Origin of the sequence: Kitasatospora sp. NPDC051914 (assembly GCF_040680995.1) — a bacterium.
GTDB lineage: Bacteria > Actinomycetota > Actinomycetes > Streptomycetales > Streptomycetaceae > Kitasatospora.
Genome location: NZ_JBFAXX010000075.1, coordinates 1 through 13,344 on the forward strand (window position 1 = coordinate 1; position 13,344 = coordinate 13,344).

A 13,344-nucleotide genomic window follows, 5' to 3' on the forward strand; every position below is an offset into this window, starting at 1 on the left:
CGCCCGCCGGGGGGGGATCGTCCGGGCCCGCCCCGGCGGCCGGCGGGGCGGCGCCGGGGCGTGGGGGGGGGGGGGGGGCCCCCCCCCCCCCACCCCTTCGGCATCCGGATCGCGCGGTTCCCGCGCCCCTGATCCGGCGCCCCGAGTGCCTGCCGGCGCTACGGCCAGAGGAGGGTGCTGGTCCAGGCCGTGCGGCCGACGCCTTCGCCGGTGCGGGTGTAGCGGAGGCGGACGTGGCGGCGGCCGGGATCGCCCTGCCAGAACTCGACCTCCTGGGCCCGCAGCGTGTACACGGTGTGCCCGGCCGCGACCAGCTCCGGGTCGGCCTCCAGCAGCAGCTGGGCCTCGTCGGCCGCCCGGTCGTACGCGGCGAGCGAGCCGAGCGGCTCGCTCTGCCGTCCGACCAGGGCGGCCACCCGGGCACCGGGCGAGCGCCCGCGGAACTCGTCCGCGGAGACCGCCGGCGGGGCCGCCTCGACGGAGCCGCGGATGCGGACCTGGCGGCCCTGCGGCGGCCAGTACACGCTCAGTGCGGCCATCGGGCTGAGCGCCAGCTGGCGGCCCTTGGGGCTGTCGGCCTCCGTCGCGAACACCCAGCCGCCCTCGGCCGCGTCCACGTCCCGCAGCACCAGTGCCCGGGCGTCGGGCACCCCGTCCGCGTCGACCGTGGAGAGCGTCATGACGTGCGGGTCGAGCACGCCCGCCTCGATCGCCTCGACGAGCCAGTCCACGAACAGCGGGCCCGGCTCGGCGGGTGCCAGGTCGGGGTCGAACTCCGGCAGCCCGCGTGCCATCGGCGGCCGCTCGCGCAGCAGCTCGCCGACCGGGCTCGGCCGGTACCTGTCGGTCCCGTGATCGGCCGCCAATTCCGCCTCCTGTTCGCTCTCCCCGTCCCCCACCGTACTCAGTGGTGGAAGCCGACGCGGGCCGAGTCGTGCGGGTGGCCCTGGTCGAGTCGCTTGATGGCCCGCCGCATGTCCTCGGCGAGGAGTTCGATCTGGTCCCGGTCGACGCCGTGCCGGACCAGGACGCGCTGGATGACGGTCTCCTGGCGGTCCGGCGGCAGCGGGTAGGAGGGCACCTGCCAGCCCCGCATCCGCAGCAGGTCGGAGAGGTCGTACAGGCTCCAGCCCACCGAGTCGGGGTCGGTGAGCGTCCAGGAGACGGCCGGCAGGGCGCCGGCACCGTCGTACAGCAGGGTGAAGGGGCCCATCTCGGCGACCTGCCGGCCCAGGTGCTGCGCGGTGTCGGCGCAGGCCTGGTAGACGCGGCGGTATCCCTCGCGGCCCAGCCGCAGGAACAGGAAGTACTGGGTGATCACCTGGCCGCCGGGGCGGGAGAAGTTCAGGGCCAGGGTGGGCATGTCGCCGCCGAGGTAGTCGACGTGGAAGACCAGGCCGTCGGGCAGGGCGTCCTTGTCGCGCCACAGCGCCCAGCCGACGCCGAGCGGGGCCATCCCGTACTTGTGGCCGGAGGCGTTGACGGAGGCGACCCGCGGCAGCCGGAAGTCCCAGGCCAGGTCGGGGTGGAGGAAGGGTGCGATGAACCCGCCGGAGGCGGCGTCGATGTGCAGCGGGACGTCGAGGCCGCTCTCGGCCTGGATGCGGTCGAGTTCGGCGGCGATCTCGGCGACGGGCTCGTAGGTGCAGGTGTAGGTGACGCCGAGGATCGCGACGACGCCGATGGTGTTCTCGTCGACGTACTCGCGCAGCTGGTGGGCCTGCAGGCCGGTCGCGCCGGGCTCCACCGGGACCTGGCGCAGCTCGACGTCGAAGTAGCGGGCGAACTTCTCCCAGCAGACCTGCACCGGCCCGCAGACCAGGTTGGGCCGGTCGGTCGACAGGCCGGCGGCCTGCCGGCGGTCGCGCCAGCGCCACTTCAGGGCGAGGCCGCAGAGCATGGCGGCCTCGCTGGAGCCGGTGGTGGAGCAGCCCACCGCGTCGCCGTCGGAGGGCGCGTGCCACAGGTCGGCGAGGATGTTCACGCAGCGCGACTCGATCTCCGCGGTCTGCGGGTACTCGTCCTTGTCGACGATGTTCTTGTCCAGGCACAGGTCCATCAGACGGCGGACCTCGTCGTCCGCCCAGGTGGTGCAGAACGTGGCGAGGTTCTGCGCGGCGTTGCCGTCCAGCAGCAGCTCGTTGCGCAGCAGCTGGAAGACCACCGGCGGCGGCGACGGGAACTCCGGCATCGACCGTTTGGGCAGCGGACGCTCGCTCAGCGGCGAGGCGAAGATGTCGACGGCCGGATCGGCCGCCGGCTCCTGAGCTTTGTGCAGAGCCACCGGGGCACCTCTCGCGTCGTCAGCAGCTTTCCTGTTCGGACCCTACGGGCGTGCACCGAGGCCCGACAGCGGGCTTACTCCGACCCGGGCGGCACCCGGTCGGGGCGTACAGCACGTCCGTCCACCACCGTCGCACCGCTCGGCGGAACCCGCATCCGGCACCCGGACGGCCCACCACGGTTGGCGGGCCGACGAGACCGGACGGACGGTCGGGACATCCGCACGTCTCCGAAAGGGAGATCGCCATGGCCTCCACCTCCGTCCCTCCGGGCCCCGCCACGGGGGGCCTGCCCCCTCGTCAGAACAGCGGCTGGGTCACCGGCCTGGTGCTGTTCGCCGGTGTGGTCATGCTGGTCACCGGCCTCGTCGACCTGTTCCAGGGGATCGTCGCCGTCGCGCAGGACACCCTGATCGTGACCACTCCGAACTACGTGTTCAAGTTCGACGTGACGTCCTGGGGCTGGATCCACATCGTGCTCGGGGCGCTGGTCGCCCTGGTCGGCATCTGCGTGCTGCGCCGCATGGCGTGGGCCCGGTACACGGGCATGGTGCTCGCCTCGCTGAGCGCCGTCGTGAACTTCCTGTGGCTGCCCTACTACCCGCTGTGGGCCATCGTGATCATCGCCCTGGACATCTTCGTGATCTGGGCGCTGGCGGTGTACCGGGAGGACTGACCGGCACCGGAGGGCAACACGGTCGCGGCGCCCCGGGCGGGTGCCGCGGCCCCCGTACGGCCTAGGCTCGCTGCATGCCCAGTGGTGACGCCCCCGGACCGCTCGACCTCGGCCTGCTGCGGACCTTCCTGGCCGTGCACCGCGCCGGGTCGTTCACCGCCGCGGCCCGGATGCTGAGGCTCTCCCAGCCGACGGTGACCGCGCAGATCCGCGTCCTGGAGGAGCAGCTCGGCCGGCCCCTGTTCGAACGGCTGCCGCGCGGGGTCGCACCGACCGCCGTCGCCGACGCCCTGGCCGCCGAGGTCGCCGGGCCGCTGGACGCCCTCGCCGCGGTCGCCGAGCGGGGCACCGCCGACGAAGGTGCCGGCGCCGAACCGGTGCACCTCGCCGGGCCCGCCGAGTTCCTCAGTGTGTGCGCACTGCCCGCCCTCGCCCCGCTGGTCGGCGGCGGGCTGCGGCTGCGGATCACCGCCGGGCTCACCGACGACCTGCTGGCCGGGCTGCGGGCCGGCCGGTACGACCTGGTGGTGGCCACCTCCCGGCCGCGCGGCCGGGCGCTGAGCGCCGTCCCGCTGGCGGACGAGGAGTTCGTACTGGTGGCAGGGGCCGCCTGGGCCGCCCGGATCGGGCCCGGGCGGGTGGCCGCCGAAGGACCGGCCGCGCTGCGGGGCGTCCCGCTGGTGACGTACGCCGAGGACCTGCCGATCGCCCGCCGGTACTGGCGGCACGTGTTCGGCACCCGGCTGACCGGGCCGGCCGCGGCCGTGGTGCCGGACCTGCGCGGGGTGGTCGCCGCGGTCGCCGCAGGGGCGGGGATCAGCGTCCTGCCCCGCTACCTCTGCGCCGCCGACCTCGCCTCCGGGGCACTGGTGGCACTGCTGGAACCGGAGGACCCGCCGATCAACACGGCGTGGCTGGTACGGCGGGCGGGGGCCGCGGAGCCGCGGGCGGTCGCGCAGGTGCGCGAACGGCTGCTGGCCGCGGCCCCGGGCTGGTGAACCGTCAGAGGCCGAGGGCCGCCGGGTCGGAGGCCAGCGCCCGCATCGGCTCGCGCGGGTCGGCGACCAGGCGGCGGGCCGACAGGTCGAGGAAGCCGCCGACCGCGGTGACCTCCGCCACCGGGGTGCCGTCCGCCTTCACGATCGACTGCTCGACGCCGAACGTCCGGCCCTCGCCCCACACGAAGCGGCAGCTGACCGCCACGTCCTCACCGGCCCGCAGCTCCCGCTTGTAGCGCACCGTCGTCTCCAGCACCACCGGGCCGACGCCCTTCGCCAGCAGATCGGCCTGGCGGATGCCGGCGTTCTCCAGGTACGCCCAGCGGGCGTGCTCCGCGTACTGCAGGTAGACGGACTGGTTGAGGTGGCCCTGCGAATCGGTCTCGTAGCCCCGGACGGTGATCGGCACGGTGAATTCGGTCATGACCCGAACAGTACGGGGCCTGCCCCCGGGGCGCCGGGGGAATTGCGGGGTGGCCCACGGGGGCGCCCCTCATGTGTCCAGGTGGGTGGGGGCGAACATGCGGAGGAGGGCGGGGAGGACGACGACGCCGGGGCCGGGGGTGGCCAGGGCGGCGGCGAGGTCGGCCCGGAGGGTGTCGGGGGTGGTGGCGGTGGCGGGGACGCCGAAGGACTCGGCGAGGCGGAGGAAGTCGGGGCGGGCGAGTTCGGTGGCGGTGGCCTCGCCGAAGGTGTCGGTCATGTACTCGCGGAGGATGCCGTACCCGCCGTCGTCCACGATCAGCCAGGTGACGTCCAGGTCGTGCTGGCGGGCGGTGGCGAGTTCGGCGATCGAGTACATGGCGCCGCCGTCGCCGGAGACGGCGAGGACGGGGCGGCCGGGCAGGGCGGCGGCCGCGCCGAGTGCGGCGGGGAAGCCGTAGCCGAGGCCGCCGGCGCCCTGGGCGGAGTGCATGGCGCCGGGGCGGCGGGCGTCCCACGCGGACCAGGCCCAGTAGCCGAGGATCGTCATGTCGAAGAAGGCCGGGGAGTCGTCCGGCAGGGCGGCCCGCACGGCGGCCAGCACCTGCTGCTCCAACTCCAGCCCCTGGCCGTCGATCCGGGCGCGGACCTGCTTGAGGAGGTCGGCGGCGACGGCCTCGCCGCGGCCGTCGGCCTCCCGGGCGGGGACGGAGTCCGCGAGGGCGGCGAGGGCGAGCCGGGCGTCGGCGTGGATGCCGAAGGCGGGGTGGTTGGACTCCAGCTTGCCGAGGTCGGCCTCGACCTGGATCAGCTGTCCGCGCGGCGCGAACGTGTGGTAGTTGCTGGAGAGTTCGCCGAGGCCGGAGCCGACGACCAGCAGCACGTCGGCGTTCTCCAGCAGGTCGGTGGTGTGCCGGTCCTCCAGCCAGGACTGCAGGGAGAGCGGGTGCTCCCAGGGGAAGGCGCCCTTGGCGCCGAAGGTGCAGGCCACCGGGGCGCGCAACAGCTCGGCGAGGCGCAGCAGTTCGCCGGTCGCGCCGGCCCGGACGACTCCGCCGCCGGCCAGGATCACCGGGTTCTCGGCCTCGGCGAGCAGCACGGCCGCCTCCGCGATCAGTTCGGCGCGCGGGACGAGCGGGCGGGGTTCGGCGCGCAGCCCGGTGACCCGGGGCACGGTGGTCGGGGCGAGCAGGACGTCCTGCGGGATCTCCACCCAGACCGGCCCGTACGGGGCGGTGAGTGCGGACTCCCAGGCGGCGGCGAGTGCGGAGGGGATCTGCGAGGCGGTGCGAGCGGTGTGCACGGACTTCACCACGTCGCGGAAGCTGGCCTGCTGGTCGACGAGTTCGTGCAGGTAGCCGCGGCGGCGGCCGCCGAGCCCGGCGGAGGGGATCTGCGAGGAGACGGCGAGCACGGGGGCGGAGGCGGCGGCGGCCTCCTGGAGGGCGGCGAGCGAGGTGAGGGCGCCGGGGCCGGTGGAGAGGAAGAGCGGGGCGACGGTGCCGGCGGTGCGGGCGTAGCCGTCGGCGGCGAAGCCGGCGTTGTTCTCCACCCGCAGGCCGACGTAGCGCAGCCGGGAGCGGCGCAGCGCGTCGAACAGGCCGAGGGCGTGCTGGCCGGGGATGCCGAAGACGGTCTCGGCGCCGAGGTTGGCGAGGGACTCGACGACCAGGTCGCCGCCGTTGCGGACGTGGGTCATGCGCGCTCCTCGGCGATCCGGCGGGCCATCAGGGTGGTCAGCTCGTAGGCGGTGTGCGAGGCGGCCACGGAGGTGATCTCGGCGTGGTCGTAGGCGGGGGCGACCTCGACGAGGTCGGCGGAGACGATGTTGCAGCCGGCCAGTCCGCGGAGGATCTCCAGGAGCTCGCGGGAGGTGAGGCCGCCGGCCTCGGGGGTGCCGGTGCCGGGGGCGTGCGCCGGGTCGAGGACGTCGATGTCGACGGAGACGTACAGCGGCCGGTCGCCGATCCGCTCGCGGAGCTGCTGGGCGACCTCGTCGACGCCGCGGCGCATCACGTCGGCGGAGGTGACGATGCCGAAGCCGAGCTTCTCGTCGTCGGTGAGGTCCTGGCGGCCGTAGAGCGGGCCGCGGGTGCCCACGTGGCTGAGCGCGGAGGTGTCGAGGATGCCCTCCTCGACGGCGCGGCGGAACGGGGTGCCGTGGGTGTACTCGGCGCCGAAGTAGGTGTCCCAGGTGTCGAGGTGGGCGTCGAAGTGGAGCAGGGCGACCGGGCCGTGCTCGGCGGCGACGGCGCGCAGCAGCGGCAGGGCGATGGTGTGGTCGCCGCCGAGGGTCATCAGCCGGGCGCCGGTGGCGAGCAGGTCGCGGGCGACGGCCTCGACGGTGTCGACGGCCTCGTGGATGTCGAACGGGTTGGCCGCGATGTCGCCTGCGTCGGCGACCTGGGCGAGCGCGAACGGCGAGGCGTCCTGCGCCGGGTTGTAGGGCCGCAGCAGGCGGCTGGCCTCGCGGATCGCGTTGCCGCCGAACCGCGCGCCCGGCCGGTACGAGACGCCGGTGTCGAACGGGACGCCGACCACGGCGACGTCGGTGCGCCCGACCTCGTCCAGGCGGGGCAGCCGGGCGAAGGTGGCGGGGCCGGCGTAGCGCGGGACGCGGGACGAGTCGATCGGGCCGCGCGGTTCGGTGGTGCTCATCGTTTCCTCGGGTGGGTCGGTGGGTGCGGACGCGCCGGGTCGGTCAGGCGGCGGCGGTGACGGCCTCGGCCTCGACCGGGGCGCGGCCGTCCAGGCGCTCGCGCCACCGCTCCAGGATGCGGGCGTCGGTGGGCCTGGTGGCGAGGCTGACGGCCAGGTAGGCGATCAGGCTGGCGCCCAGGCCGTAGTAGATGGGCTCGTTGGCGAGGGTGCCCTTGAGCACCATGAAGGTCACCACGGTGACGCCGCCGGCGGTCATCGAGGCCAGCGCGCCCTGGACGTTGCCGCGGCGCCAGACCAGGCCGCCCAGGATCGGCACCAGCAGGCCGCCGACCAGCAGGTTGTAGGCGACGGTGAGGGCGGCGAGCACGTCGTCGAGCAGGCAGGCCAGGCCGATGGAGACGGCGCCGAGGATGATGATCGCCAGCCGGTTGGAGCCGACCTCGTCGTGGTCGTCGCCCAGCGGGCGGGCCTTGCCGCCGAGGGTGCGCAGCCGCTGCCAGATGTCGTTGTTGGCGACGGTGGCGGAGGCGATCAGGGCGCCGCTGGCGGTGGACATCATCGCGGAGAGCGCGGCGGCCAGCACCAGGCCCTTCACACCGGTCGGCAGGGTGGTCTTGACGATGGTGGCGAAGGCGCTGTCGGCGCCCTCCAGCTGCGGGTGCAGCGCCTTGGTGGCCATGCCGATCACGGCGCCGGCGAGGCCGTACACCAGGCAGTAGACGCCGGCCACGGTGCCGCCGTAGGAGGCGACCCTGTCGGTGCGGGCGGTGAACACGCGCTGCCAGATGTCCTGGCCGATCAGCATGCCGAAGGTGTAGATCAGCACGAAGGTGAGGATCGACTCGCCGCCGATGGAGCCGAAGGAGAAGTAGCCGTCGGGCAGCTTGTCCGCCATGGCGCTCCAGCCGCCGGCCCTGACCACGGCGATCGGCAGCAGCAGCACCAGCACGCCGATCGACTTCACCACGAACTGCACCATGTCGGTGAGGGTGATCGACCACATCCCGCCGAGCGCGGAGTAGCCGACCACGATGGTGCCCCCGATCACCACGGCCGCCCAGCGCGGCACGTCGAAGAGCACGTCGAAGACGGTGGCGTAGGCGATGGTGGAGGTGACCGCGAGCATCAGGGTGTAGATCCACATCACCACGCCGGAGATGACGCTGGCCGCGTCGCCGTAGCGCAGCGAGAGCATCTCGGCGACGGTGTAGACCTTCAGCCGGGCGATCCGGGCGGAGAACAGGATGCTCAGGGCGAGCAGGCCGAGGCCGATCGCGAAGACCATCCAGGCGCCGGAGAGGCCGTAGGTGTAGCCGAGGCGGACGCCGCCGATGGTGGAGGCACCGCCGAGGACGACGGCGGCCATGGTGCCGGTGTACATCAGCGGGCCGAGGCGGCGCCCGGCGACCAGGAAGTCGCTCTTGGAGCGGGCGCGTCTCCTGCCCCACCAGCCGACGGCGACGATGCCCAGCAGGTAGCAGCCCATCACGACGTAGTCGATGGCCATGTGGTCCTCCGATCCGGCCGGCCCGCGCTGCGGGTGCGGGCTGCCGGGGTGCTCGTGGGGGACGGCGGCCGCGGGCCGGAAGGGGGGCCGGCCGCGCTGCGCCAAAGGGGGACGGGTACGGGCCCGGCCACCGGGGGGCGGTGTCGGCCCGTGCTGAAACCGTAGAAGGCCCGCCCGGCCTGCTGAAGTGTCGGTTCCGTCCATTCTCTATGCTCTCGATGGAGGAACCATCCATTGGAGGGAGCCGGTATGTCCGTTCCGCCCGCCCCGTACGCCGCGGATCCGGGCGCGCCGTCGCTGCCGCTGAGCGTCCTGCTCGGCGCGCCGGGGCTCGGACTCGAGCAGATCGCCGGGCCCCGCGAGGACCGGCTGATCGGCACCATCGGCACCACCGAGCTGCCCGACCCCGCGCCCTACCTGTCCGGCGGCGAACTGCTGCTGACCGCGGGCGTCCGCTTCCCTCCCACGCCGGAGGCGGTGGACGCCTATGTGCGCAGCGTCGCCGCGGCCGGGATCGCCGCCCTCGGCTTCGGCATCGCCCCCGTCCACGACGAGGTGCCGCCCGTCCTGGTGGAGTCCTGCGAGCGGCACGCCCTGCCGCTCGTCCGGGTGCCGCCCGCGACCCCGTTCGTGGCGGTCAACCGGGCCGCGTACGCCTTCATGGCCGAGGCCCGCAACCGGGACCTGCGCCTGGTCTCGGAGGCGCAGGCCGCGCTCGCCTCCGCCGCCGCCCGGCCCGACGCCCTGCAGGCCGTCCTGCACCAGCTCGCCGTCCGCACCGCCTCCTGGACGGTCCTGCTGGACGCCTCCGGCCAGGAGCTCTTCGCCGCCGGCAGCCGCCCGGCCGCCCCCGCCCCGCGGCAGCTGCGCGACCTCGCCGCCCGCACGGCCGCCCGGCACGCCGACCGGCCGGGACGGACGGCACCGCCCACGGCCGCCGCCGAACACCTCGCCGGGCGCCACCTCACCGTCCACACCCTGCCCGGCGGCCTCGCCCTCGGCATCGCCGCCGACGCCCCGCCCACCGGCGTCCACCGCTCGGTCACCGGCGTCGCCGCCGTCCTGCTCGCCCTGCTCACCGGCCCCCGGCACGCGCTCGGCGCCGACACCCGCAGCGCCGGCGCCCTCGTCCGGCTGCTGCTCGGCTCCGGGCCCGCCGCCGTCGCACCACTGCTGCAGCCGGACGGCGCCGCGGACGGCCGCTGGATCGTCGTCGCCGGGCGCCGCACCCGGCCCGGACGCGGCGAGGACCCCGTCCAGGTGGCGGCCCTCGGGACCGCCCTCGGCACCCCCTACCTCGACGTGGACGGCACCGCCCTGCGGGCCCTCGTCCCCGGCACGACGACGCCGGACCCGGCCGCCGCAGTACGCCTCGGCTGGACCCTCGGCTTCAGCGCCCCCACCGACACGGCCGGCCTCGGGCACGCCGCCGTCCACGCCGAACGGGCCCTGGAGCGGGCACTCGCCGCCGGCCGGCCCGCCGCCCACCAGCGGAACGAGGCCCTCAGCCTGCACGCCCTGGTCCCCGACGACGAGGCCCGCGCCCACGCCGGGGCCCTGCTCGCCCCGCTCGCGGACGCCGGCGCCCCCGGGCCCGAGGTCCTGCTGGACACCCTGCGCAGCTGGCTCGCCCACCACGGCAGCTGGGACCGCACCGCCGCCGCCCTCTCCCTGCACCGCAACACCGTCCGCCAGCGGATCACCCGCATCGCCGACCTCCTGGGCGCAGACCTCCAGGACACCGACGTCCGCATGGAACTCTGGTTCGCCCTCCGCCACGTGTCTCCGATGGAAAGCCCCTGAGGGGGAGACCATGACCTGCGGGCAAGCACTAGGGTCTGCCTTCAAAGATCATGGGTGCGCCACAAGGGGCGCGTGGGGGCACCTCCCGGCCGAAGGCTGGGGGAGAACTGCGCAATCCGGGGGTGGGCGTCACGACAGCATGGGCCAAGCCTTGATTTGTACGGTGGCTCGCATCCGGATTGCGCAGTTCCCCGCGCCCCTCAGTGGCTGACCACCGAACCCAAGGCGCCCTCAGTGCCGGTCGGTGAAGGAGCCGTGGCGGCCGGCGCCGGCGGCGAAGCGGGCTGCGCCCTCGCCGGCTTCGGGGAGGGAGCGGAGGCCGTGGCGGAGTTCGTTGTCCAGGGCGGCGGCCTCGGTGAGGCCCTCCTGTTCGAGCAGTGACAGCCGGTCCTCCCGCATGCAGGTCTGCGGGAACCGGGCGATCTCCGCCGCGAGCCGTTCGGCGGCGGCCCGCGAGGTGCCCCGCGGGACGACGCGGTCGGCCAGGCCGATGGCCTTCGCCTCGGCGGCGTCCACCGGCCGGCCGGTGAGGACGAGGTCCATGGCCCGGCCGGCGCCGATCAGGCGGGGCAGCCGGACGGTGCCGCCGTCGATCAGCGGGACGCCCCAGCGGCGGCAGAAGACGCCGAAGACCGCGTCCTCCTCGACGACCCGCAGGTCGCACCAGAGGGCGAGTTCCAGTCCGCCGGCGACGGCGTGTCCGGCCACGGCGGCGATCACCGGCTTGCCGAGCCGCAGGCGGGTGGGCCCCATCGGGCCGTCGCCCTCGGGGGCGACCCGGTTGCCTTCGGCGGTGCCGAAGGCCTTGAGGTCGGCGCCGGCGGAGAAGGTGCCGCCCTCTCCCCACAGGACGGCGACCGAGGCGTCCGGGTCGGCGTCGAAGGCACGGAAGGCTTCGGCGAGGGCCTCGGCGGTGGGCCCGTCGACGGCGTTGCGTGCTTCGGGGCGGGAGAGCACGACGGTCGTGACCGGTCCGCTGTGTTCGGTGCGTACGGGCATCTGCGCGGCTCCTCCTGGTTTCCGCGGCCGCCGCCGGCCGGTGGATCGCCCCATCGAAGCAGAATGCGGCGGCCCCGGCGAGGGTGCCGCGCGGTGGGGACGGGTCGAAGCCCTGACAGGCGCTCATACTATGATCTGCCGCCGGGGATTGGGTGGCACACGATCCGGCGCTCCCGCTGCCGGAGGCCGTCCGACCCCGACGGGGGAAGGACCGCCATGGCAGGCAGCCACTACAAGGTGTCGCCCGAACAGCTCGACCGGCTCGCGAAGGAGTGGCAGACCCAGGCCGAACGCCTGGAGCGCGTCGCCGCCAAGGTGGGGTCGCTCTCGGGCAAGTTCCGCACCGCCGAGATCGAGACGCTGATCACCCGGGGCCTGCTCGCCACCGGCATCGTCATCGCCGCCGAGGAGGCTGTGGAGGACGCCGGGGAGAGCGCCGCCGGCACCGCGAAGGCGCTGCACAAGGACGCCGCCGGCATCAAGCACTGCGCGGACAACTACCGCGAGGCCGAGGAGCACGCCGGCAAGCAGATGCCCGGCGGCGGGCACCACACACCGCCCAAGTCCCCGGGCAAGCACGGCGGCGGCAGCGGCGGACACCACGGGGGCGGCAGCGGGCACCACGGCGGTGGCGGCCACGAGGGCGGCAGCGGCGGGCACCACCCGATGCCCTCCTCGCCCAACCCGCACGGGAAGATCCCGATGTCCGACGTCGACTACAGCGGCGCCGGCTCCTGGAAGAGCGGCCGCGCCGCCTGCGAGGACTACGTCAACCAGGCGCTCGACGTCATGGGCATCAAGGACCCCCAGGCCCGGGCCGACTGGATGCGCGGCCTGCTCACCATGACCCAGCGCGAGTCCTCGTACAACGACTCGCACTGGCTGGTGAACAAGACCGACAGCAACGCCTGGGGCCCGACCCAGGCGGACGGGGCGCCGCTGCACTCCTCGCGCGGCCCCTGGCAGTGCATCCCGGACACCTTCGCCGCCTACCACCAGCCGGGCACCTCCACCAAGATCTACGACCCGGTGGCCAGCGCGTGCGCGTCCATGAACTACATGATGGCGCGCTACCACGTCTCCCCGGACGGCCACGACCTGGCCGCCAAGGTCGCCCAGGCCAACCCGAACCACGGCCCGCAGGGCTACTGACCGTCCGCGCCGGCCCGCGCGGCCGGCCGTCGAAACCAGGAAGAGCCACCTCACCGTGTCCCGACACACCACGGCGCTGCGCGCCGCCACCGCCGTCCTCGTCGCCCTCGGCGCGCTGACCGCCTGCGACCCGGCCGAGCCGGAGCCCGCGAAGACCGCCCAGGCGCCCGCGGCGGCGCCGTCCTCCGAGGCCCCCGCGCAGAACGCGGCCTCCGCGCCGGCCTCCCCCACCGCCAAGGCCGGCGGCACCGTCGGCGGCATCCCGGCCTCCGCCTGGATGGCGGGCGCCGACATCCCGCTCGACTCCGCCTACCACTGGCCCGCCCAGGCCGGGAAGGCGAAGCCGGTCAAGAACGGCGAGCCGTTCGCCTTCGAGACGCTCTGCGACTCGGCCCGCTCCTCGGACCTCGCCGGCCTCGGCACCGGCGCCGACGGCGCGCAGTCGTTGCTCAGCGGCGGCACCGACGAGTGGCAGGCCCAGCAGACGATCGTCCACTTCAAGGGCACCTCCAGCGGGGCCGTGCAGTCGGCCGGTGCGCTGCTGCGCGCCCTGACCGACGAGGTCAAGGCCTGCGCCCCGGACGGAGCCACCCCCTCGGTGAAGGTCACCGCCGAGGACCCGGCCTACCTGGCCGCCACCATCACCCTCAAGCAGGGCAGTGGCGGCATCACCGTCCACGAGTACCTGACCACCACCTCGACCACGGTGGCCGAGCTGACCGTCTACGGCCCGTACGGCACCAAGAAGCCCAAGGCCGCCTGGACGGTCAAGGACGACACCGCCGTCCTGCGCCTGCTGGGCGCCCCGCTCTGCGACGCCTTCAAGAACTGCTGAGGCAGTTC

General features: G+C 74.6%; 12 protein-coding genes. 5 read left to right on the top strand and 7 right to left on the bottom strand.

From position 1 onward, the window contains the following. Positions 1 to 158: 158 nt before the first annotated feature. Positions 159 to 866: a pyridoxal 5'-phosphate synthase gene (locus AB0M03_RS34050; protein ID WP_363499071.1), complete on the bottom strand. Its 708-nt coding sequence runs from the start codon at positions 864 to 866 to the stop codon at positions 159 to 161. Between the two features lie 38 nt (positions 867 to 904). Further along, a complete protein-coding gene (locus AB0M03_RS34055; RefSeq protein ID WP_363499073.1) occupies positions 905 to 2,284 on the bottom strand; it encodes a glutamate decarboxylase in 1,380 nt (459 codons plus the stop codon). Positions 2,285 to 2,529: 245 nt separating this feature from the next. Between AB0M03_RS34055 and AB0M03_RS34060 the strand changes: the two genes are divergently transcribed. Both AB0M03_RS34060 and AB0M03_RS34065 read left to right on the top strand, forming a co-directional pair. Next, on the top strand, positions 2,530 to 2,958 hold the full coding sequence (locus AB0M03_RS34060; protein ID WP_363499076.1) for a hypothetical protein: 429 nt from the start codon (positions 2,530 to 2,532) through the stop codon (positions 2,956 to 2,958). 74 nt (positions 2,959 to 3,032) lie between these two features. Next, complete coding sequence (locus AB0M03_RS34065) at positions 3,033 to 3,956, top strand: LysR family transcriptional regulator (protein WP_363499078.1); 924 nt, start codon at positions 3,033 to 3,035, stop codon at positions 3,954 to 3,956. Between the two features lie 4 nt (positions 3,957 to 3,960). On the opposite strand, the gene AB0M03_RS34070 is transcribed toward AB0M03_RS34065, so the two are convergent. The 4 genes from AB0M03_RS34070 to AB0M03_RS34085 all read right to left on the bottom strand — a co-directional run bounded on the left by AB0M03_RS34070 (position 3,961) and on the right by AB0M03_RS34085 (position 8,547). After that, complete coding sequence (locus AB0M03_RS34070; RefSeq protein ID WP_363499081.1) at positions 3,961 to 4,380, bottom strand: acyl-CoA thioesterase; 420 nt, start codon at positions 4,378 to 4,380, stop codon at positions 3,961 to 3,963. 69 nt (positions 4,381 to 4,449) lie between these two features. Further along, positions 4,450 to 6,078, bottom strand: coding sequence for a thiamine pyrophosphate-binding protein (locus AB0M03_RS34075; RefSeq protein WP_363499084.1), 1,629 nt, complete (start codon positions 6,076 to 6,078; stop codon positions 4,450 to 4,452). Then, positions 6,075 to 7,037, bottom strand: coding sequence for an agmatinase (gene speB / locus AB0M03_RS34080; RefSeq protein ID WP_363499087.1), 963 nt, complete (start codon positions 7,035 to 7,037; stop codon positions 6,075 to 6,077). The genes AB0M03_RS34075 and speB overlap by 4 nt, the downstream gene beginning before the upstream one ends. 43 nt (positions 7,038 to 7,080) lie before the next feature. Further along, on the bottom strand, positions 7,081 to 8,547 hold the full coding sequence (locus AB0M03_RS34085; protein WP_363499090.1) for a sodium:solute symporter: 1,467 nt from the start codon (positions 8,545 to 8,547) through the stop codon (positions 7,081 to 7,083). 249 nt (positions 8,548 to 8,796) lie between these two features. Between AB0M03_RS34085 and AB0M03_RS34090 the strand changes: the two genes are divergently transcribed. Then, positions 8,797 to 10,350 carry a PucR family transcriptional regulator gene (locus tag AB0M03_RS34090; RefSeq protein WP_363499092.1) on the top strand — a complete coding sequence of 518 codons (1,554 nt, stop codon included), beginning with the start codon at positions 8,797 to 8,799 and terminating at the stop codon, positions 10,348 to 10,350. 231 nt (positions 10,351 to 10,581) lie between these two features. On the opposite strand, the gene AB0M03_RS34095 is transcribed toward AB0M03_RS34090, so the two are convergent. Continuing rightward, entirely contained in the window at positions 10,582 to 11,349 is a 768-nt protein-coding gene (locus tag AB0M03_RS34095; protein ID WP_363499095.1) for a crotonase/enoyl-CoA hydratase family protein, read from the bottom strand. A 216-nt stretch (positions 11,350 to 11,565) separates the two neighbouring features. Between AB0M03_RS34095 and AB0M03_RS34100 the strand changes: the two genes are divergently transcribed. Together AB0M03_RS34100 and AB0M03_RS34105 are read left to right on the top strand one after the other, a co-directional pair. Next, positions 11,566 to 12,501 carry a hypothetical protein gene (locus AB0M03_RS34100; protein WP_363499098.1) on the top strand — a complete coding sequence of 312 codons (936 nt, stop codon included), beginning with the start codon at positions 11,566 to 11,568 and terminating at the stop codon, positions 12,499 to 12,501. Between the two features lie 55 nt (positions 12,502 to 12,556). Beyond that, complete coding sequence (locus AB0M03_RS34105; RefSeq protein WP_363499101.1) at positions 12,557 to 13,336, top strand: hypothetical protein; 780 nt, start codon at positions 12,557 to 12,559, stop codon at positions 13,334 to 13,336. Positions 13,337 to 13,344 lie beyond the last annotated feature (8 nt).

Bases quoted from the DNA above. Each gene is read 5' to 3' on its own strand.
- AB0M03_RS34075 (WP_363499084.1), bottom strand. From the start codon at position 6,078: ATGACCCACGTCCGCAACGGCGGCGACCTGGTCGTCGAGTCCCTCGCC.
- AB0M03_RS34060 (WP_363499076.1), top strand. From the start codon at position 2,530: ATGGCCTCCACCTCCGTCCCTCCGGGCCCCGCCACGGGGGGCCTGCCC.
- AB0M03_RS34095 (WP_363499095.1), bottom strand. From the start codon at position 11,349: ATGCCCGTACGCACCGAACACAGCGGACCGGTCACGACCGTCGTGCTC.
- speB (WP_363499087.1), bottom strand. From the start codon at position 7,037: ATGAGCACCACCGAACCGCGCGGCCCGATCGACTCGTCCCGCGTCCCG.
- AB0M03_RS34085 (WP_363499090.1), bottom strand. From the start codon at position 8,547: ATGGCCATCGACTACGTCGTGATGGGCTGCTACCTGCTGGGCATCGTC.
- AB0M03_RS34090 (WP_363499092.1), top strand. From the start codon at position 8,797: ATGTCCGTTCCGCCCGCCCCGTACGCCGCGGATCCGGGCGCGCCGTCG.
- AB0M03_RS34065 (WP_363499078.1), top strand. From the start codon at position 3,033: ATGCCCAGTGGTGACGCCCCCGGACCGCTCGACCTCGGCCTGCTGCGG.
- AB0M03_RS34100 (WP_363499098.1), top strand. From the start codon at position 11,566: ATGGCAGGCAGCCACTACAAGGTGTCGCCCGAACAGCTCGACCGGCTC.
- AB0M03_RS34070 (WP_363499081.1), bottom strand. From the start codon at position 4,380: ATGACCGAATTCACCGTGCCGATCACCGTCCGGGGCTACGAGACCGAT.